Raw genomic sequence first — 18,987 nt, forward strand, 5'->3', positions numbered from 1 at the left:
GCAACGTCGGCATTGACGTGAGTCAAAGCCGCGACTGGTCCTGCCGCTTACCGTGTGGTCACACCCTGGGGACACCACCATGCCGAAGCCGACCGCGTTGCCCGCCGATTTGTTTGCACGAGAAATGCGCGGTCCTCGCTACACCTCGTATCCGACGGCGCTGTCCTTCACCGACGCGTTCGGTGTACCCGACTATGTCGGTGCGGTTCGCGAATTGGCCTGCGGCACATCGCCGTTGTCCTTGTACGTCCACGTGCCGTTCTGTGCGTCCAACTGCTTCTACTGCGGCTGTCATCGCATCGTGACGCGCAGCCGCGATCGCATCGATCGCTACTTCGACGCCCTGCTGGCCGAGCTGAGGCTGCAAAGTGCGCTGATCGGACGTGGCCCCGAGATCGTCCAGATCCACTTCGGAGGCGGTACGCCCAATAGCTTCAACGTCGGTCAGTTCGCACGTCTGCTGGCGACGGTGCAGCGTCGGTTTCGCGTCGCCGAGGCCGGCCGGCTTGAACTGTCGATGGAGGTCGATCCTCGAATCTGCGAGCCGAGCGATCTGTTCGGTTGGCGCGCACTGGGATTCAACCGATTGTCGTTCGGTATTCAAGACACGAACGAGGACGTGCAGCGCGCCATCAATCGTGTGCAGAACGGCGATCACATCGCGATGCTGACCGCCACCGCGCGGCGCGCCGGCTTCGCCAGCCTCAACTACGATCTGGTGTACGGGCTGCCGCTGCAGACGCCGGCAAGACTGGCCGGAACGCTGGATTTCGTGCTTGATCAAAAACCGGAGCGCGTCGCCGCCTATCACTACGCTCACCTGCCACATCGATTCCCGGCGCAGGGCGCGATCAGCGAAGCCGACTTGCCCGATGCCGAGCAGCGTCAGGTGCTGCGCCAGATGATCCATGGCCGGCTGACGCTGGCCGGCTACCAAGCCATTGGTCTGGATCATTACGCGCTGCCGACCGACCCGCTGGCCGAAGCGCATCGCGACGGCACCATGCGACGCAATTTTCAGGGGTACTCGACGATGCAGGGCTGCGACTTGATCGGCATTGGTGCGTCGAGCATCTCGCAGGTCAACGGCTGCTTTTCGCAGAACCTGGTCAATGTCGAGTCATACCTGGAGGCGATCGAGCAGGGCCGGCTCGCGTGCGCGCGTGGCTACCGTCAGACCGCCGACGACCGGCTGCGCGCCGACATCATCGAGTCGATCATGTGCCGAGGCGAGGTCGATTTCGAGCGCCTCGGTCGTCAGCACGGCGAGGCTCTGGCCGACCGACTCGCGCCGGAACTGATCAAGCTCAAAGCACTCGATGCGGCCGGGCAATGGCTTGAGTCGGGTCGCTGGGGGCTGAAGGTCAAGGAGTCCGGACGCTCGCTGCTGCGCGTTGTGGCGATGGTGTTCGACCGCCATCTGGCGGCTGGCGGGGATGCCCCGCGCTACTCGCGCCTGAGCTGAGCGGGCGGCCACGCGAACCGGCGGGCATCGTCGTGCCGCTGTTCGGTACCGACGACGCGCTGTGGCATGCTCGGCACATGGACCGCGAACTCGATCCCCACACTCGCAGCGCCGCGCACATCGCGCTGGCAGGACGCCTCGCCGAGTCGCTCGAACACTACCGGGCGATTCTCGACACGGCCGTCGACGGCATCATCACGATCGATGAGCGCGGGCTGATCCAGTCATTCAATCGTGCGGCCGAGCGGATGTTTGGCTACGGCGTCGATGAGGTGCTCGGGCAGAACATCAGCCTGTTGATGCCGGCACCGGATCGCGACCAGCACGATCGCTATATCGAGGCGTATCGGCAGTCCGGCCAGGCCAAGATCATCGGTATCGGCCGCGAAGTCGAAGGGCGTCGTCGAGACGGCTCGGTGTTTCCGATGGACTTGTCGGTCGGTGAGGTTCATTTGCCGGGGCGGCGGCTGTTCACTGGCATCACGCGTGACATATCGGACCGCAAGGCGGTCGAGGCCGAAGCGCAGCGACGGCTCAATGACCTGGCGCATGTGTCGCGCGTGGCAACGATGGGCACGATGGCCACCGCATTGGCTCACGAGGTCAACCAGCCGCTGACTGCGATCATCAGCCATGCCGGCGCCTGCTTGCGGCTGTTGGCGGCGCGGCGGCCCGCCGGCGCGCCGCCAACCGGCGACTCGCTGGAAGCCCAGTTGCAGGACTCGTTGACGCAAATCGCGCGGCAGGGCGAACGCGCGGCCGAAGTGATCCGCCAGCTGCGCCGCTTCGTCGGCAAGAGCGAGATGGCGTTCCGACCGGCTCAGCTCAATACCGTCGTACAGGAGGTGCTGTGGCTGTTGGCTCACGAGATCCGCAGCAGCCGCGTGCACCTGGATCTGTCACTGGCCGCGGAACTGCCCGAGGTGATGATGGACCGCGTGCAGATCGAACAAGTGGTGTTCAATCTGGTGCGCAACGCTCTGGAGGCGATGAGCGATACGCCCGAGTCCCAGCGTCGTTTGTGGCTGCGCACCGAGCTCTCGACGATGTCAGCGGGATCGCCAGCGGTGACCTTTGTCGTCGAGGACCGCGGCATCGGCTTCAATGGGCTTGAGCCGGCGCAGCTGTTCGAGCCCTACTTCACGACCAAGGCGGGCGGCATGGGGCAGGGCTTGGCAATCTGCCAGTCGATCATCGAGACCCACGAAGGCGGCATCGCCGCCGAAGCGGCGCAGCCACAGGGCGCCCGGTTCCGGTTCTGGCTGCCGCAGCGACGCTGATGAACACACCGTCCAACGCTCCGCAGGTCTACATCATCGACGATGATGATGCGGTCCGCTCCGGGCTGCGCTTGCTGTTGGCCAGCTGCGGATTGGCGTCGCGCAGCTTCGCCAGCGCCCAGGCCTTTCTCGACGACGTGCCGACCGACGCTCAGGGTTGTCTATTGCTGGACGTGCGGATGCCGGGGCTCAGTGGCCTGGATCTTCAGGAGCGGATGCAGGCCTTGGGATACGAACTGCCGGTGATTCTGCTGACCGGCCATGGCGACGTGCCGATGGCGGTCCGCGCGATGAAACGAGGCGCCCTGGATTTCATCCAGAAACCGTTCAACGAGCAGTATTTGCTGGACCGCGTGCAGGAGGCGCTGCAGCAGTCGCTGAACCGCGCCGAGCGCCGCCGTGTCCGCGTCGAGATCGAGGAGCGCCTGGCGCGGCTGACGGCACGTGAGCAGGCGATCCTCGAACGCCTGGTTCAGGGTCAGGCGAACAAGGTCATCGCAGCCGACCTCGGCATCAGCGAGCGCACCGTCGAAGTTCACCGTGCGCACGTCATGGACAAGATGGGAGCGCGCACGCTGGCCCACCTGGTACAGACGATCGCCGACCTGCAGCGCGACTGACGCAGATCAATGCAGCCCCGAAACGGGCCGCTTAGCGTGGCGCATGGATGATATGCCGCCCCATTCGGGCATCGTGCGCGACCCGCTGGTCTACCTCGTCGAGGACGACGCGGCCGTGCGCAACGCACTGGCACTGCTGGTGCGATCGTTCGGCTGGCGCGTCGACGTCTTCGCCAACGGAGAGCAGTTCCTGACGCAGGCTCCGCGTCCCTGGCAGGCCTGCGTCGTCCTCGACCTGCTGATGCCCGGGCTCGACGGCGAGGCGGTGCTGCATCTGCTGCGGGCCAGCGGCTCACCGCTGCCGGTGCTGGTGATCACCGGCGACCGCGACGGTCCCCGGCTCGAACGGCTGCGGCGCAGCGGTGTTGCCGGCGTGCTGCTCAAGCCCTTCGGTGCTGCCGCCTTCCAAGAGGCCGTTGGCGCCTGCCTCAATCTTGCGCCTACGTAGTTTCCACAAGGTGCTTGCGGAAAGACCGAATAGAGAGCGGGCCACTGCTGCGGGACACTGGCGTCGTCGATCAACCGATGGAGTCCGCCATGCCGCATGCCACTGTCTCTTCTGCTGCCGTTTCGCCCTGCGCCGATTGTGCGCGTCGCGAATCCTGCCTCGGCGGTGGCCTTAGCGACCAAGCATCGGTGACGCGTACGGCGATCGACAAGGGCAGCCACTTGTGGCGCGTCGGTGACACCGTCGATTCGATCTACGTGATCCGCGGCGGCGCCAGCAAGACCTATGTCGTCAGCGAGTCGGGCGACGAGGAGATCCGAGGCTTCCAGTTGGCCAACGATGTTGCCGGCCTTGATTCGCTGTGCGGCAACACGCACCGCACCAATGCCAAGGCGATCGCCCGCACCTGGGTCTGCCGTCTGCCGATTGCCGCCGTGCGCAGCCGGATGAGCGAGTCGACCGAATTCCGCGACCGCTTGATGACCCGGCTGGGACGCGAGTTCGACCGGCTGCACGAGATGCTGCACCGTGAACGCTGCACGGCCGACCAGCGCGTCGCTGCGTTCCTGGTGCGGCAGATCGACGCCGAACCGGCTCAGACCAGCGGACCGGTCGAAGTCGAGTTGCCAATGTCGCGTACCGATCTGGCGCGCTATCTGGACCTCGCAAACGAGACGGTGTCACGCGTTTTCACCCGGCTGCAGAACCGCAACATCATGCGCAGCAATGGCACCCGCTGCCAGATCATCGACGCCGATGCGCTCGGCGCGATGTGCTAGCCGCCATCGACACCCCCACGACACCCCCATTCATCCCGCGTGCGCGCATCTGAGCCCCACGCACCGTCCTGACACCCAGGAGATTTCGATATGAGCCAGTACCAGCGCATCTTGTTGTTGGCCGACCCGTCGCTGCGCCGGACGCCGGCATTCGAGCGGGCCGTGTGGTTGGCGCGCGCCAGCGGTGCGGCACTGCATATCGCGCTGTTTGACCGCGACCCGCTGATCAGTGCCGCAGCGCTGGTCACCGATACGCGCCACACCGAGGCGGCGATCGCGCAGTGGCTGGAACCGAGGCGCCAGTGGCTGCACAGCGAGACCGATGATCTGATCGGCAAGGGCTTGAACGTCACCAGCGAAGCGGTCTGGTCACGCCCGTCGCAGCACGCGATCCTGCAGCATGTCGACGGGTTCAAGCCTGATCTGGTCGTCAAGGACGTGCACTACGAGCCGCTGCTGCGACGCGTATTGATCGCGCCGCTCGACTGGCAGCTGCTGCGTAGTTGTCCGTGTCCGCTGCTGCTGGTCAACACGCTGACGCAAGCGCTGCCGCGGCGCATCGTGGCGGCAGTCGACGCCAGTTCTCAATCCAGCGAGCACCGCGCACTCAACGAGCAGGTGATTCACCAAGCCTTGTCGATGGCGATTCAATGCGATGCGCAGCTGCATCTGGTCTACGCGTTCAGCGGCCCGCAGTCGATGATCGATCCTGCTGGCGCCGGCATCGGTCCGATCGGCGAGCTCGCGCGGCTGTTGCAGCCGCAGCATCAACAGCACTTCGACGAACTGGCTGACGCTCACGGCGTTCCGCCTGACCGGCGTCACTTCCTGCACGGTCCGGCTGCGCCGACGATCGCCGACTTTTTGCGTGAACATCACAGTGACGTGCTGGTCATCGGATCGGCGCACCGGACCTTGTTCGATCGCCTGCTGATCGGCACGACCGCCGAAGCGATGCTGGACGCAGCGCCTTGCAACGTGCTGGCCGTGAAGTCCTAGCAGCCCGCGCGCGACGCCATGCGTCGCCGCGGCTTAGGCCGGATCGCTGTCGCCGGCCAAGCCGTACTTCTTCAGCTTGTACCAGATCGAGCGTTCGCTGATCTTCAACAGCTGAGCGGCACGGGTCTTGTTGTTCTGGGTCTGGCGTAGCGCCTCGCGGATCAGCCGGGCTTCGAGTGCTTCGACGCAAGCATCGAGGCCCAGTTCGGGCAGGGCCGTGTCCTCGTCGGGGCGTGACGCGGGGGCCAGATGTCCGGCGCCGGCGCCCGACATTTCGATCGGAAAGTGCTCGCGCTCCAGCGAACGACCGCCCCCCAGAATCAGCGCGCGCTCGACCATGTTGCCGAGCTCGCGCACATTGCCGGGCCAGCGGTATTGCTGCAGCTGGCGCAGCGTGTCCTCGCTGATCGTCGGCAGTGCGCGTCCGGCTCCCAGGTGCTGTCGCGCGAAGTGCGCGATCAGATCGGGCAGATCGTCACGCCGCTCGCGCAGCGGCGGTAACTCCAGTGCGAACACGTTCAGCCGGTAGTACAGGTCTTCGCGCAGCCGGTTGTCACGCACGGCGGCCTGCGGTGCGCGGTTGGTGGCGGCGATCACGCGGATGTCGAGCGTGATGCTGCGGTTGCCGCCAAGCCGCTCGACGACGCCTTCCTGCAGCACTCGCAGCAGCTTGCTCTGCAGTGCCAACGGCATTTCGGTGATTTCGTCGAGAAAGATCGTGCCCTTGTCAGCAAGCTCGAATTTGCCGATGCGCTCGCGCAGCGCGCCGGTGAACGCGCCCTTTTCGTGGCCGAACAGCTCGCTTTCGAGCATCTCGGCCGGGATCGCGGCGCAGTTGAGCGCGACGAACAGCTGATCGCGCCGGTCGGATGCGCGATGGATCGCGCGCGCCACGACTTCCTTGCCAGTGCCGGTCTCGCCGGTCAGCAGTACGGTGGCGCGGGTCGGTGCGACTTGCTGGATCTGCTCGCGTACGCGTTGCATTGCCGCGCTGTTGCCGACCAAGCCCTGCCAGTCGCGGTCGGTCTGCTCGCGCAGGTATTCGTTCTGCTGCAACACGTCGCGCACGGCGAACACGCGTTGGATCGCCAGGTTCAGCGCTTCGACGTCGAACGGGCGCAGCAAATAGTCGCAGGCGCCCAAGCGCATCGCCTCGACGGCGCTCTCGATGCTGCCTTGTGCCGTGATCATGATCAGCGGCACGTCGATCTGGGATTCACGCAACTTGCGCAACAGCTCGATGCCATTGATCAGCGGCATCCGCAGGTCGCTGATCACCAAGTCGAAGGTCTGCTCGCGCAGTAGGTCGAACGCCTGCTGGCCGTCGGCTGCGCTGTGTGTGCGATAGCCCTGACGCGTCAACATGATCTCGAGCACGCGACGCATGTTGGCTTCGTCGTCGACGACCAGCACTTTCAGCGGTGTGGTCATGCAATCTCCGGTAGCGAGCGGGGCAGCCAGAAGCGAAACAGCGCACCGCCGAGTGGCGAGGCGTCGGCAACGATGTCGCCGCCGTGCTGGCGCAGGATCTGCCGTACGACGGCCAGACCCAGGCCGATGCCGCCTTCGCGCTTGAATACGAACGGCTCGAAGATGCGGCTGCGGTCTTCGGCCGCGATGCCGGGACCGTCGTCGGCGACTTCGACGATCAGCCGCGTGTCGTCGTCCCGCGTCTGGACTTGGACATGGCCCCCGCGTGGCAACAGCTGTAGTGCGTTCATGACCAGGTTCAGCAGCACTTGCGAGATCTGCTCGCTGTCGCAGTCGAGCATCGGGCGTTTGGCTTCGGCCGTAAAATCCACGCGGATGCCGCGGTCGCGCGACTGAGCTGCCAGCAGCGTCAACGAGTGGCGAATGATGTCGTTCAAGTCGTCAGGACGACGGATCGGCGCCCGGGTGCGGGCGCTGTCGAGCATCGAGCCAACCAAGCGGTTTAGCCGTTCGGTTTCGCTTTCGATGATGCCGACCAGCTCGCTGCCTTCCGGGGTCAGCACCGGCTCCAGCTTCAGCATCTGCGCCGACGAGCGCAGGATGCCCAGCGGCGTGCGCACTTCGTGGGCCATCAGCGCGGTGATCTCGCCGAGCGCGGCGAGCTTGGACGCCTGCGTCAGCGTGGCCTGCGAGCGTTGCAGGGCTTCGACCAAGCGCACAAAGCTGTCGTTGAGTTCGCCGATTTCACCGGGCCCGCGTGGTGGCGCCGGCGGTGGCGGGCCGGGCTGCATGTAGAGCCGTGTGAACTGCGTCAGCGCGATGACCGGTCGCGCAATCAGTCCGGCGACCCAGGATGAGGCCAGGATCGTCACGATCGCGGTGGCGGCCAGCATGCCGGCGAAGATCCAGCCCATCCGCGTCACCGGCGCCAGCGCCACGTCGCGGGATTGCAGCAGCAGGCTGGTCCAGCCCAGGCCCTCGAAGCGGCCGATGCCGTCCGATCGGCTCGATCCCACCAGCACCGGCTGCGGCAGCCAGGGCCCGTCGCTGCGGCGTTCGATCGTGCCCGGCTGCTGCGGTTGCCAGCCTCGGGCGTCGTCGCGCGGCCGGGCACCGCGCTCGCGCAGCGCGGCCGATGCGACGATCACGCGCCCTTGTGCGTCGATCACCAACGCCTGGCGCGTGCTATCGGACACGGCATCGAGCGCGTTCTCCAACAGCCGCCAATCGAGTTCCAGTACCAGCTCGCCCAGTGCGGCGTCGGTGAACTGCGAAATCAGCGTTGTCCGGATCGGCAAACGGCCGTCGCGGACCGGATCGATCTGCACCGCGCCGCCGGGCAGCGTCGTCGTGAACCACGGCGGCACCGGCGCCAGTGTCTGGCCGATCCGCTGCGGGTCGCTGCTGGCCACGATCCGACCCTGCGCGTCGATCGCCAGCAGATCGCGGTAAACGCTGCCGTAGCGGCGTTTCATCTCGGCCAGGAAATTCGACAGCCGCTTGTCAACATCGTCGAGGCGCAGGTCCTCCATGACTTCGAGATGGCTCCAGGTCGTGGCGTTGAGCAGCCGCTCGTAGAGTTGGCGGTCGACATCGTCCGACAGCGCGCTGGCCGAACGCTGCACGCTTTGCTCGATCTCGCCGAGCATTGCGGTGCGGGTCTGGCCGAATGCCAGCAAGGTCAGCCCGATCGCCGGCAGCAGACCGACCAGCAGGAACGCGCCCAGCAGCAGCCGTCGTATGGTCACGCGCTGCCGGCCGGGTTTGCTTTACGATCCGCCACCGTTGCCGACGCAGCGCGCTGCCCGGCAGCCGCGGGCGCGGTACGGACAGCGAGGAATTGAGTTGATCGAGGGAGCATTGCGTTGCCGATGATAGCGCTCACCATCCGCGCACGGCGCTGGCTTGCCGCCGCGGGGCTGGCCTTATTCGCTGCGCCGGCGGCCGCCCAAGGCGGCGGAGCAGGGGCCCAAGACGTCGGCTTCGACCCGATGGCGCAGCGCTATCAGCTCGGTCAAGGTCTGCCGCTGGGTAACACCGGCTTCGTGCTCGGCGGCTATGCGGCGGGATCGGTTGCCGAACACGCCGACGAGGATCGCAATCTGCGGCTTGAATCCCTCAGCGGATTCCTGTGGTGGGATGGCGGCGGCCGCTGGCACGCGTTTTCGGAGCTGGAGGCCGAAGACATCGTCACGGCCGACCGCGACACGCTGACCGCGCAAGACGCCGAAGTCGAGCTGGAGCGCTTGTATGTCGACTACACGCCGGGTGATCTGCTCAAGCTGCGTGCCGGCAAGTTCCTGACGCCGGTCGGCCGCTGGAACCTGATCCACGCCGCACCGCTGGTGTGGACCACGTCGCGGCCGCTGATTACCAACCAGACCTTCCCGACCAATGCGACCGGGTTGATGGCCTACGGCACGCTGCCGTGGACCGACGATGGCGTCGAGTACTCGGTCTACTACTCGCCCGGTGAGGAGCTGGCGCGCGATTCCGATCTCGACACGTTTCGCGAGGCGGTCGGCGCGCATCTCAGCCTGATGCCGTTGCCGCATCTGCGCACCGGCCTGTCGTACGTGAACTTCGAGCAGCGCGAAACGCCGGATCAGCACCGTGAACTGTACGGGCTCGACGCCACTTGGAGCTGGCGGCGCTGGGAGCTGAGCGGTGAGTTCCACTATCGGCTCAACGACAGCAGCCAGAGCGGACAGAGCAACGAGCGCGGCGTTTATCTGCAAGCGGTCGCACCACTGACCGAGCGCCTGTATGCGGTCGGCCGCTACGAGACGTTCCGTCGCAGCGGCGCGCTGCGTGACATCAACGTGTACCTGGGCGGACTCAATTACCGGCCGCGTCCGGCGCTGGTGTTCAAGGCCGAATACAGCCGCGCGACCGACAACGACTTCGACGTTCGCGACGGCTTGCTCGCGTCGATTGCGGTGCTGTTCTGATGCGGCGCGTCGCATCGACCCTGATCTGGCTGGCGGCTGGGTCGGCGCTGCTGGTCGGCCCGGTGCCTGCGGCGCACGCTCAAGAGCCCTTGCTGGCCGTGATCGTCGCTGCCAGCCGCGGCGATCAGCCCAGCGACGACGAGATCGCCCAGATGTTCAAGCGCCGCAAGCTGTTCTGGCGTGATGGCGCGCGCGTGGTCCCGGTCAATCTGCCGCCCGACCATCCGCTGCGGCTGCGCTTGCAGCGCTACCTGCTGCGCCAGACGGCCGACCAGCAGCAGGAATACTGGAACGAGCAGTATTTCCACGGTGTGCTACCGCCGCATGTGCTCGGCTCCGAGGAGGCGATGCTGCGCTTCGTGGCCGGCACATCGGCGGCGATCGGCTATCTACCGGCCTGTATCGCGGACGCGCGCGTGCGCGCGGTGCTGTGGATCGACGCCGACGGAGCGCTGCAAAAGCCCGACGCGGCGCCGGCCTGCCCGGGCACTCCCTGAGCGGTTGATTCCGCAAACCCTGCAAAAATTGTCGACACCGTTTGCAGGCTACCGTTTTTGCAGGCACATCAGCGCTGCTGGCGGACAGTAATAATCGATTCTAAATCAGATGGTTGCGTCGACATCCTGAGCTGGCACCACGGTTGCGGAGTGATGGCATGCCCCGCGATCCGCGCGGCCCGAATTCAGGATCGGACATGCTCAGCGCCTCTTGCAATGACGTCACCGTGGCGGTCAACGCCGACGACCGCCAGGCCCCTCTGAGTCTGCGCGAAGCCGACGCGGCCGGCCGCGTCGAGCTGCAGGCCTTCATCGCGGCACGCTTCGCCGAGGTCTATGGCGCCACGCTGTACAACTTCATGCCGCGGCTGTTCGGTCTGCGCGACGAGCAAGGCACGCTGCTGGCGGCGTTTGGTATGCGTCCTGCCCAGCACGGCAGCGAGCGTGACCCGCTGTTTCTGGAGCATTACCTCGACCGTCCGGTCGAGGGCTTGGTGGCACAGGCCGCTGGCCGTCCGGTGCCGCGCGACCACGTGGTCGAAGTCGGCAATCTGGCCGGCGCCACGCCGGGTGCGCTGCGCCAGCTGATCCCACTGGTCTGCGAGCAACTGCATCGCGAGGGCTACCACTGGGTCGTGTTCACCGGACCGGCGCGGCTGTGCAACAGCTTTTCGCGGCTGGGCTTGCCGCTGAAGGTGATCGCCTCGGCGCCGGTGGAGCGGCTCAGTGCCGAAGAGCGCCAGCGCTGGGGCCGCTACTACGACCATCAACCGTCGGTGATGACCGGCGACATCGTCAGTGCCGCGCAGACGCTGCGTGACTTGCGTCGCCTGTCGCCGGCCGCGCTCAACGACCGGCTCGCGCCGCTGACCGGCGTGGGTGCGCCATGAGCGAGGTGCTTGCCGCGATGGTGCGCCACGCCCAGACGCGTCCCGACGCTCTGGCCATCGACGCAGCGCCGCTGATGCTGAGCTACCGGCAACTCAGTGCCGCGATCGATGCGCTCGCTGCGCAGTTGCGCGAGCAGCGCTGCCAGCGCGTGGCGCTGCTGTCCGACAACAGCGCCGCTTGGGCGGTGGCTGAGCTGGCGATCAGCGCGGCCGGCCTGGTGTCGGTGCCGCTACCGCCGTTTTTCTCGCAGCAGCAGATCGCGCACGCGCTGCGCAGCGCGGGCATCGATGCACTGTTGCTGGACCCGGCGCTGGTCTTGCCGCCGCCGCTGGCCAGCCTGCCGTCACTGACGCTGAGCGCCGCCGACGCCGGCACGCTGCGGCTGCTGCGCTTGCCGTTTGCGGCGACGCCGCTGCACGAGGGTACGCGCAAGATCACCTACACCTCGGGCACCACCGGCGAGCCCAAAGGCGTCTGCCTCGGCACGGCCGAGCAGGAGCGCGTCGCCGCCGTGCTGATCGAGGCCAGCGCCGCTGCGGCCGATTCGCGCCACTTGTGCGTGCTGCCGCTGTCGACGCTGCTGGAGAACATCGGTGGCCTGTACGCACCGCTGCTGGCGGGTGCCACCGCCTGCATCCGCCCGCTGGCCGACGTTGGCCTGGGCGGTGCTTCGCAGCTGGACGTCTCCAAGCTGATCGCGGCGATACACGCCAGCGCCGCGACGAGCGTCATTCTGGTGCCGCAGATGCTGCTGGCTCTGGTGGCCGCGATCGAAGCCGGCGCACCGCGTCCGACCACGTTGCGCTTCATCGCCGTCGGCGGTGCGTCCGTTTCGCCGCGTCTGCTGGAGCGCGCCCATCGTCTGGGCTTGCCGGTATTTGAAGGCTACGGTCTGTCGGAATGTTCGTCGGTCGTGGCCTTGAACCGCCCGGGCGCCGAATGCGCCGACACGGTCGGCAAGCCACTGCCACACGTGCAGATCCTGATCGCCGCTGATGGCGAAATCTGCGTCACCGGCAATCTGTTCCGCGGCTATGTCGGCGAGCCGGCGCCGGATCGCACGGTGGCGCTGCGCACGGGCGACATCGGCCGGCTCGACGCGGATGGCTTCCTGCAGATTACCGGACGCAAGAAGAACATCTTCGTCACATCGTTCGGCCGCAACGTGTCGCCGGACTGGGTCGAGCGCGAGCTGTGTCTGCAAGCGCCGATCGCACAAGCCGCGCTGTTCGGTGAAGCCGCTCCGTTCAACGTCGCCGTGATCGTCGCGCGCGGTGATGCCAGCGATGCCGCCATCGACGGCGCCATCGCCGCCGTCAACGCCGAACTGCCGGATTACGCACGCGTGCGGCGCTGGCTGCGCGCGAGCGCGCCGTTTACCACTTCCAATGATCAGGGCACGGCCAATGGCCGCTTGCGACGCGCGGTGATCCGCGCGGCCTACGGCGACGCCATCGATGCCTGCTACGGCAACGCCGCTATTCCTGCCTGATTCCTTCCATCTTACGAGTCCCCACAAGATGAGCTTCTACGACCGCTTGCAAACCGAAACGGCTGCCGAACGCGCGCAGCTGCTGTCGCAGCCGCTGTTCGCTGCCGCCCTCGAAGGCCGCGTCACGGTGCCGCTGTACATCGCGTTCCTGACCCAGGCCTACCACCATGTCAAACACACGGTGCCGTTGATGATGGCCTGTGGTGCCCGCCTCAACGACGATCGCGAATGGATGCGCGGCAAGATCACCGAATACATCGAAGAGGAGTACGGCCATCACGAGTGGGTGCTCAACGACATCGCAGCCAGTGGCGGCGACGCCGAGTTGGTGCGCCACGGCCAGCCGTCGTTCGAAACCGAAATGATGGTGGCCTACGCCTATGACCTGATTCAGCGCGGCAACCCGGCCGGCTTCTTCGGCATGGTGCACGTGCTCGAAGGGACCAGCACCGCGCTGGCCACGCAGGCCGCCGGGCAGATCGCCACCGCGTTGCAGCTGCCGAAAAAGGCGTTCAGCTATCTGAACTCGCACGGCGCGCTCGATCTCGAGCATGTCGACTTCTTCTGCGAGCTGGTCGAGCAGATGACGCCGCGTGACCAGCAGGCGGTCATCGATGCTGCCAAGCGCTTCTACCGCTTGTACGGCGCGATCTTCGGCGAGCTGTATCAGCGCCACTTTGGTCAGGAGACGCATTGATGAATATCCAGAACCGCCGCGTATTGCTGACCGGCGCATCGGGCGGCATCGGTCGCGAGCTGGCCTTCGCGCTGGCGGCGCAGGGCGCCACGGTGCTGCTGTCCGGGCGCAAGACGCTGGTGCTCGACAACATCGCCAATGCGATCGTCAATCTTGGTGGCAAGGCGCGGGTGCTGCCTTGCGACCTGTCGGCGCCAGGGGGTCCGCAGCGTTTGATCGACGATGCGACGCGCGACGGCGAGCCGCTGGACGCGCTGGTCAACTGTGCCGGCGTTTCGTACTTCGGCATGACCGAAGATCTGTCGGCTTCGCAACTCGATCTGCTGTGGCGCACCAACGTGATCGCGCCGATGCAGCTGGCGCAGGCCGCACTGCCGGCATTCAAGCAGCGCGGGCAGGGCATGATCGTCAACGTCGGCTCGATCTTCGGCTCGATCGGCTTCCCGTGCTTTGCCGCGTACTCGGCCAGCAAGTTTGCGCTGCGCGGATTCTCCGAAGCGCTGCGTCGCGAGCTCGACGGCAGCGGCCTGCAGGTGCTGTACGTGGCGCCGCGCTATACCAAGACCGCCATCAACGACGGCGCCGTCAGCCGCATGGCCGAGGCCGTGTCGATGAAGCAGGACGAACCGCAAGCGGTGGCACAAGCGATCGTCGCGGCGATGCGCGCCGACGCCAAAGAGCGGTTCTTTGGTTGGCCCGAACGCTTCTTCGTCCGGCTCAACGGCTTGTTTCCACGACTGGTCGACAACGGCCTGCGCGAGCAGGGCAAGCAGATGCGGCCGTTCGCTCAGTCCAGCGCCAGCGCGGCGCCTTGAATCCCGTCCACTTTCATAGGAGCTTCCGATGTTCAACAACACACTGAGCAAATCCCTGGCGCTGCTCGCCGCCGGCTTGGTCTTCATGCTGGCGCTGCCGGCACACGCCGATGCGGTATCCGACCGCGTCGCCGTGCTGCAACACGGCTGGGCCAATTCGTACTACCAAGTGCCTGCCGCGCAGAAGGAAGCCAGCTTCGAGACGCTGGCGGCCAGCGCGGCGGCGCTGAGCACCGAGTTTCCGGCACGCGCCGAGCCCAAGGTCTGGGAGGCGATCATCCTCAGCAGCGCGGCCAAGTTTCAGGGCGGCCTCGGTGCGCTCGACAAGATCAAGCGCGCCAAGACGCTGCTCGAATCGGCCGAAAAAATCGACGCCACCGTGCTCGACGGCTCGGTCTACACCTCGCTGGGCAGCTTGTATGCGAAGTCGCCGGGCTGGCCGCTGGCGTTCGGCGACAAGAAGCGCGCCGCCGAGTATCTGAAGAAGGCGCTGGTCGCCAACCCGGACGGCATTGATCCGAACTTTTTCTACGGCGAGCTGCTGATTGATCAAGGCAAGAAAGCCGAGGGCGTCACGTACCTGAACAAGGCACTGGCGGCGCCGGCACGGCCGGGTCGCGAGGATGCCGATGCCGGCCGTCGCATCGAGATCCGCGAGGCGCTGGCCAAGCTGAAGTCTTAAAGCTCGGCGCCGATAGCCCGAATTGGTCCGCCGTTTGCGTTGAGACACCCATGAACCACGCCGCCGCCCTAAGCACGAACGCCACCGTTGTCTCCACCGTCGTCAGTCCGCCGCCGCGTCTGGGGCGGGTGCAGAAGCGCCGCCGCCATGTGGTGGCGCTGCTGTCGACGCTGGTGTTGCTGCCATTGATGCTGCTCAGCGGGTCGGCGTGGACCGATGGCGGCGCGATGCATGCCGCGATCGAAACCGTCGGCCTGTTGCTGGCCGTGGCCTGCGTGATCGGCCGCGTCGCGTGCACGCTGTACATCGGGGGCCGGAAGAGTGCCGAACTGATCACCGTCGGTCCGTATTCGGTATCGCGCAATCCGCTGTATTTCTTTTCGCTGCTCGGCACGATCGGACTTGGCTTGATGGCCGGGTCCTTGGCCGCTGGCGCGACGTTTGGCCTGGTCTATTTCCTCGTGTTCGACCGCCTGATCCGCCGGGAGGAGGCCTTCCTGGCAGCGAGCTTTCCCAGCAGCTTCGGTGCTTATTGCGACTGCACGCCGCGGTGGCTGCCGCGGCTGTCGATCTGGCGCAGCGTCGACGAGATTTCGGTGCGGCCGCGGTTGCTGCTGAACACGCTGCGCGACGCCAGCGTGTTCGTGCTGATGTTTCCGGTGCTCGAGTCGATCGAGTGGGCGCAGCAGGCGCAGTGGCTGCCGGTGCTACTGCGCCTGCCGTAGCCGCCGGGTCGCTTCGGCGGTTCGGCTTTCGGCACTAGAACTGGTAGCTCAGCGCCAGCCCATAGCCGATCGGGTCGATGGTCACGGTTCCCAGGTCAGCACCGTTCAAGCGGGCGTCGGTGTCGATATCCATGTAGCGCAGGTCGACCATCAAACCCCAGTGCGGCGCCAGATCGACTTGCAGGCCCGCCACGGCGGCCAGCCCCAGCGAGTCATCCAGGCTCAGATGCGTGCCGGCCAGCGCGCCGGTGGTCTGCTCGTTGAAGAACATCGTGTAGTTGAGGCCGGCACCGACGTAGGGCTTGAGCTTGCCGGCCACGGCCGGATACCAGACCAGTGATAGCGTCGGCGGCAGATGGTCGGTGCTGGCGACCTTGCTGCCGCCGTCCTTGAGGTGGATGTCATGCCGGTACGGCGCTGCCACCAGCAAGTCGACGGCGATCGTCGGCGCAACGAAGTAGACCACGCTGGCCGTCAGTCCCGGCGCGGCGTCGACCGTCACCACGTCGCCGTTGTCGCTGGCCGGGTCGACGTAGTGCGTGCCGACGCGAGCGATCCAATCGCCTGCCTCATACGCGGCCGCCGTGGATGCGATGCCGCAGCCGACGATCGTGGCGCTGAACATCGCCGCCGCTCTTTTGATTCCCAGTTTCATCTCGACTCCCTGTTGTTGGATCGCGCGGATCCCGTGGCGACAGCTTCGGCGCCACGCGGATGTCCGGCTTTGACCGGCGTCGGTGCCGCTTCGGCGCGGGCTTGTCGGCGGTCAATGCCGTCGCCATGGGGCTATGCTGGGCTGGCGCGATCCCGCAATGGAGTGCCTCGATGCGTCTGCTCGTCTTCAGTGCCCGCGATTACGATCGCCGTTACCTCGACCTCGCCAACCACGCCCGCTCGCAGCCTCACGCGATCGACTACACCGACGCGCATTTGAGTGCCGACACGGCGGCACTGGCCGCTGGTTATGAGGCGGTCTGCGTGTTCGTCAACGACCGGCTCGACGCCGATGTGCTGGCAAGGCTGCATCGCGGCGGGACGCGCTTGTTGCTGCTGCGCTGCGCTGGCTTCAACCAGCTCGACGTACCGGCCGCCATCGCACAGGGCCTGCAGATCGCAAGGGTGCCCGCGTATTCGCCGCATGCGGTGGCCGAGCATGCGGTTGCGCTGCTGCTGAGCTTGAACCGCCACCTGCATCGCGCGTTCAACCGCACGCGCGAAAACGACTTTCGTCTCGACGGGCTCGAAGGTTTCGACCTGTATGGCAAGACCGTCGGCGTGATCGGCGCCGGCCGCATCGGCGCGGCGTTCGCTGGGATCATGCTGGGCTTCGGCTGCCGGGTCTGCATCCATGATCCGCTGCCGCTGCCGGCCGATCTGCTGGCGCGTGGCGCGACGGCCACCACGCTGCCGGATTTGCTCGCCGCCAGCGATGTGATCTCGCTGCATTGCCCGCTGACGCCAGCGACGCATCACGTGATCGACCGCCGCGCGCTATCGCAGATGCGCGCTGGCGTCACGCTGATCAACACCAGCCGCGGCGGCCTGCTGGATACGCGCGCCGTGATCGCGGCGCTCAAGGCCGGGCGCATCGGCGCGCTGGGTCTGGATGTGTACGAGCAGGAGGAGCAGCTGTTCTTCGACGATCACTCATCGAGCGTGGTCACCGACGATGTGCTGCAGCGGCTGCTGACGTTTCCCAACGTCGTCGTCACCGGCCATCAGGGCTTCTTCACGCGCGAGGCGCTGGCCACGATCGCCGAGACCACGCTTCGCAATCTGGATGATTACGCGTCAGGCCAACTGGCGCTGAGCCCGAACCGTCTGCCCTTGAATTGAGCCTCAGCCGATCTGCCGTGGCATCGCCCGGTGCTGGTTGCAATCTCGTAGGCCAGGTAAACCCGGTACCCTTGTGGGCCCGACCCGAAGGAGTAGCCGGTGTTGAACCACTCGATCGAGATCGCTGCCGTCATCATTTTTGCGTTGGCGCTGCTGCATACGTTTACGGCCAAGCAGTTCGACGCGCTGTCGCACCGATCGCCCCGGCATGCGGGGCTGCTGCACTTGCTGGGCGAAGTCGAGGTGGTGTTTGGCTTCTGGGCGGCGGTGCTGATCGTCGTGATGGCCTTGATGGCGGGCGGTGCAACGGCGATCGAATACGTCGAATCCCGCCACTACACCGAGCCGCTATTCGTGTTCGTGGTGATGGTGGTGGCGGCGTCGCGACCGATACTGGAGTCGATGCGCGGCGTGATCGACGCCATTGCGCGTGTCGTGCCGCTGCCGACGACGCTGGTGCAGGTCTGGCTCGGGCTGGCGGCGGTGCCCTTGCTTGGCTCGCTGATCACCGAGCCAGCGGCGATGACGCTGGCCGCGCTGATGCTGCTGCCGACGATGTTCCGCCCCGAGATTCCGGAGCGCGCCAAGTACGGCGCGCTCGGCGTCTTGTTCGTGAACATTTCGATCGGTGGCACGCTGACCTCGTTCGCGGCGCCGCCGGTACTGATGGTGGCCGCGACCTGGAACTGGGATTCGGCCTTCATGGTGGAGACCTTCGGTTGGCGCGCGGTCACCGCCGTGCTGATCAACGCCACCGTCTGCTGCTGGGTGTTGCGCCGACATCTGACCGTGGCGCCGCCGCAGGCCGACCGCGGCGCACCGGTGCCGCTGATCGTGGCGCTGGTGCATTTCGCCTTTCTGGCGGGCGTCGTGCTGCTGGCGCACCACCCGGTGCTGTTTCTGGGCTTGTTCCTGTTTTTTCTTGGCTACACGCAAGCCTATTCGCGGCACCAGAGCCCGCTGATCCTGAAGGAGGGACTGCTGGTCGGGTTCTTCCTGGCCGGCCTGGTCGTGCTCGGCGGACTGCAGCAATGGTGGTTGCAGCCGATCATCTCGTCGCTGCCGCCGCTGGCCTTGTTCTTCGGCGCGCTGGGCCTGACCGCGATCACCGACAACGCGGCCTTGACCTATCTCGGCTCGCTGATCGAAGGCATCAGCGAACAGTCCCAGTACATGCTGGTGGCGGGTGCGGTCGCTGGCGGTGGGCTAACCGTGATCGCCAATGCGCCGAATCCAGCCGGCGTGGCGCTGCTGCGCGACGGCTTCGACCAGCAGTCGATTGGGGCCGGCGGGCTGCTGCTGGGCGCGCTGCTGCCGACGGCAGTCGCGGCCGCGCTGTTCCTGGTGTGATGCGGAGATGAGATCGCCCGGCGGCCGGC

The 18,987-nt window shown here is 66.4% G+C and carries 19 protein-coding genes; 16 read left to right on the top strand and 3 right to left on the bottom strand.

The features are described 5' to 3' along the window. Nucleotides 1-79: 79 nt before the first annotated feature. From hemN to BUB09_RS10745, 6 genes are all read left to right on the top strand, one after another. Entirely contained in the window at nt 80-1,465 is a 1,386-nt protein-coding gene (gene hemN / locus BUB09_RS10720; protein ID WP_072897565.1) for an oxygen-independent coproporphyrinogen III oxidase, read from the top strand. A 32-nt stretch (nt 1,466-1,497) separates the two neighbouring features. Further along, nucleotides 1,498-2,745 (top strand): two-component system sensor histidine kinase NtrB, encoded by a 1,248-nt coding sequence (locus BUB09_RS10725; protein ID WP_084083358.1) that lies wholly within the window; start codon nt 1,498-1,500, stop codon nt 2,743-2,745. After that, nucleotides 2,745-3,365, top strand: coding sequence for a response regulator transcription factor (locus BUB09_RS10730; RefSeq protein WP_072897567.1), 621 nt, complete (start codon nt 2,745-2,747; stop codon nt 3,363-3,365). Before BUB09_RS10725 ends, BUB09_RS10730 begins: the two co-directional genes overlap by 1 nt. Before the next feature lie 52 nt (nt 3,366-3,417). Then, the gene (locus tag BUB09_RS10735; RefSeq protein ID WP_072898007.1) at nt 3,418-3,813 is read left to right on the top strand and encodes a response regulator transcription factor; all 396 of its coding nucleotides are present in this window, start codon (nt 3,418-3,420) and stop codon (nt 3,811-3,813) included. Nucleotides 3,814-3,902: 89 nt separating this feature from the next. Beyond that, nucleotides 3,903-4,592: a Crp/Fnr family transcriptional regulator gene (locus BUB09_RS10740; RefSeq protein ID WP_175550177.1), complete on the top strand. Its 690-nt coding sequence runs from the start codon at nt 3,903-3,905 to the stop codon at nt 4,590-4,592. A gap of 90 nt (nt 4,593-4,682) precedes the next feature. After that, nucleotides 4,683-5,591 carry a universal stress protein gene (locus tag BUB09_RS10745; RefSeq protein ID WP_072897571.1) on the top strand — a complete coding sequence of 303 codons (909 nt, stop codon included), beginning with the start codon at nt 4,683-4,685 and terminating at the stop codon, nt 5,589-5,591. A gap of 33 nt (nt 5,592-5,624) precedes the next feature. Here BUB09_RS10745 and BUB09_RS10750 read toward each other — a convergent pair whose 3' ends face one another. Both BUB09_RS10750 and BUB09_RS10755 read right to left on the bottom strand, forming a co-directional pair. Continuing rightward, nucleotides 5,625-7,022: a sigma-54-dependent transcriptional regulator gene (locus BUB09_RS10750; protein ID WP_072897573.1), complete on the bottom strand. Its 1,398-nt coding sequence runs from the start codon at nt 7,020-7,022 to the stop codon at nt 5,625-5,627. Next, a complete protein-coding gene (locus BUB09_RS10755; RefSeq protein ID WP_072897574.1) occupies nt 7,019-8,770 on the bottom strand; it encodes a sensor histidine kinase in 1,752 nt (583 codons plus the stop codon). The genes BUB09_RS10750 and BUB09_RS10755 overlap by 4 nt, the downstream gene beginning before the upstream one ends. 123 nt (nt 8,771-8,893) lie before the next feature. Between BUB09_RS10755 and BUB09_RS10760 the strand changes: the two genes are divergently transcribed. The 8 genes from BUB09_RS10760 to BUB09_RS10795 all read left to right on the top strand — a co-directional run bounded on the left by BUB09_RS10760 (nt 8,894) and on the right by BUB09_RS10795 (nt 15,772). Then, complete coding sequence (locus BUB09_RS10760; RefSeq protein WP_072897576.1) at nt 8,894-9,973, top strand: porin; 1,080 nt, start codon at nt 8,894-8,896, stop codon at nt 9,971-9,973. Further along, nucleotides 9,973-10,470 carry a hypothetical protein gene (locus BUB09_RS10765; RefSeq protein WP_084083360.1) on the top strand — a complete coding sequence of 166 codons (498 nt, stop codon included), beginning with the start codon at nt 9,973-9,975 and terminating at the stop codon, nt 10,468-10,470. The genes BUB09_RS10760 and BUB09_RS10765 overlap by 1 nt, the downstream gene beginning before the upstream one ends. A 197-nt stretch (nt 10,471-10,667) precedes the next feature. Beyond that, on the top strand, nt 10,668-11,360 hold the full coding sequence (locus tag BUB09_RS10770; protein ID WP_072897577.1) for a thermostable hemolysin: 693 nt from the start codon (nt 10,668-10,670) through the stop codon (nt 11,358-11,360). Further along, nucleotides 11,357-12,853, top strand: a complete 1,497-nt coding sequence (locus BUB09_RS10775) for an AMP-binding protein (RefSeq protein WP_072897579.1) — start codon at nt 11,357-11,359, stop codon at nt 12,851-12,853. The genes BUB09_RS10770 and BUB09_RS10775 overlap by 4 nt, the downstream gene beginning before the upstream one ends. A 28-nt stretch (nt 12,854-12,881) precedes the next feature. Next, the gene (locus BUB09_RS10780; protein WP_072897581.1) at nt 12,882-13,550 is read left to right on the top strand and encodes an iron-containing redox enzyme family protein; all 669 of its coding nucleotides are present in this window, start codon (nt 12,882-12,884) and stop codon (nt 13,548-13,550) included. Then, complete coding sequence (locus tag BUB09_RS10785) at nt 13,550-14,365, top strand: SDR family oxidoreductase (RefSeq protein WP_072897583.1); 816 nt, start codon at nt 13,550-13,552, stop codon at nt 14,363-14,365. The genes BUB09_RS10780 and BUB09_RS10785 overlap by 1 nt, the downstream gene beginning before the upstream one ends. 28 nt (nt 14,366-14,393) lie before the next feature. Next, a complete protein-coding gene (locus BUB09_RS10790) occupies nt 14,394-15,047 on the top strand; it encodes a tetratricopeptide repeat protein (protein ID WP_139250252.1) in 654 nt (217 codons plus the stop codon). Between the two features lie 50 nt (nt 15,048-15,097). Further along, complete coding sequence (locus BUB09_RS10795; RefSeq protein WP_084083361.1) at nt 15,098-15,772, top strand: methyltransferase family protein; 675 nt, start codon at nt 15,098-15,100, stop codon at nt 15,770-15,772. 34 nt (nt 15,773-15,806) lie between these two features. Here the strand turns inward: BUB09_RS10795 and BUB09_RS10800 are convergent, their stop codons facing one another. After that, the gene (locus tag BUB09_RS10800) at nt 15,807-16,427 is read right to left on the bottom strand and encodes an OmpW/AlkL family protein (RefSeq protein WP_245793255.1); all 621 of its coding nucleotides are present in this window, start codon (nt 16,425-16,427) and stop codon (nt 15,807-15,809) included. Nucleotides 16,428-16,597: 170 nt separating this feature from the next. On the opposite strand from BUB09_RS10800, the gene BUB09_RS10805 reads away from it, so the two are divergent. Together BUB09_RS10805 and BUB09_RS10810 are read left to right on the top strand one after the other, a co-directional pair. Further along, nucleotides 16,598-17,608: a 2-hydroxyacid dehydrogenase gene (locus BUB09_RS10805; protein ID WP_072898011.1), complete on the top strand. Its 1,011-nt coding sequence runs from the start codon at nt 16,598-16,600 to the stop codon at nt 17,606-17,608. Between the two features lie 99 nt (nt 17,609-17,707). Further along, nucleotides 17,708-18,958 (top strand): putative Na+/H+ antiporter, encoded by a 1,251-nt coding sequence (locus BUB09_RS10810; protein WP_072897587.1) that lies wholly within the window; start codon nt 17,708-17,710, stop codon nt 18,956-18,958. Nucleotides 18,959-18,987 lie beyond the last annotated feature (29 nt).

Origin of the sequence: Hydrocarboniphaga daqingensis (genome assembly GCF_900129825.1) — a bacterium.
Lineage (GTDB): Bacteria > Pseudomonadota > Gammaproteobacteria > Nevskiales > Nevskiaceae > Hydrocarboniphaga > Hydrocarboniphaga daqingensis.

What these genes read in the sequence shown, in the direction of transcription:
- BUB09_RS10730 (WP_072897567.1), top strand. Translation starts at nt 2,745, where the DNA reads ATGAACACACCGTCCAACGCTCCGCAGGTCTACATCATCGACGATGAT.
- BUB09_RS10765 (WP_084083360.1), top strand. Translation starts at nt 9,973, where the DNA reads ATGCGGCGCGTCGCATCGACCCTGATCTGGCTGGCGGCTGGGTCGGCG.
- BUB09_RS10785 (WP_072897583.1), top strand. Translation starts at nt 13,550, where the DNA reads ATGAATATCCAGAACCGCCGCGTATTGCTGACCGGCGCATCGGGCGGC.
- BUB09_RS10745 (WP_072897571.1), top strand. Translation starts at nt 4,683, where the DNA reads ATGAGCCAGTACCAGCGCATCTTGTTGTTGGCCGACCCGTCGCTGCGC.
- BUB09_RS10740 (WP_175550177.1), top strand. Translation starts at nt 3,903, where the DNA reads ATGCCGCATGCCACTGTCTCTTCTGCTGCCGTTTCGCCCTGCGCCGAT.
- BUB09_RS10795 (WP_084083361.1), top strand. Translation starts at nt 15,098, where the DNA reads ATGAACCACGCCGCCGCCCTAAGCACGAACGCCACCGTTGTCTCCACC.
- BUB09_RS10800 (WP_245793255.1), bottom strand. Translation starts at nt 16,427, where the DNA reads ATGAAACTGGGAATCAAAAGAGCGGCGGCGATGTTCAGCGCCACGATC.
- BUB09_RS10805 (WP_072898011.1), top strand. Translation starts at nt 16,598, where the DNA reads ATGCGTCTGCTCGTCTTCAGTGCCCGCGATTACGATCGCCGTTACCTC.
- BUB09_RS10735 (WP_072898007.1), top strand. Translation starts at nt 3,418, where the DNA reads ATGCCGCCCCATTCGGGCATCGTGCGCGACCCGCTGGTCTACCTCGTC.
- BUB09_RS10760 (WP_072897576.1), top strand. Translation starts at nt 8,894, where the DNA reads ATGATAGCGCTCACCATCCGCGCACGGCGCTGGCTTGCCGCCGCGGGG.
- hemN (WP_072897565.1), top strand. Translation starts at nt 80, where the DNA reads ATGCCGAAGCCGACCGCGTTGCCCGCCGATTTGTTTGCACGAGAAATG.
- BUB09_RS10780 (WP_072897581.1), top strand. Translation starts at nt 12,882, where the DNA reads ATGAGCTTCTACGACCGCTTGCAAACCGAAACGGCTGCCGAACGCGCG.
- BUB09_RS10775 (WP_072897579.1), top strand. Translation starts at nt 11,357, where the DNA reads ATGAGCGAGGTGCTTGCCGCGATGGTGCGCCACGCCCAGACGCGTCCC.
- BUB09_RS10790 (WP_139250252.1), top strand. Translation starts at nt 14,394, where the DNA reads ATGTTCAACAACACACTGAGCAAATCCCTGGCGCTGCTCGCCGCCGGC.
- BUB09_RS10770 (WP_072897577.1), top strand. Translation starts at nt 10,668, where the DNA reads ATGCTCAGCGCCTCTTGCAATGACGTCACCGTGGCGGTCAACGCCGAC.
- BUB09_RS10750 (WP_072897573.1), bottom strand. Translation starts at nt 7,022, where the DNA reads ATGACCACACCGCTGAAAGTGCTGGTCGTCGACGACGAAGCCAACATG.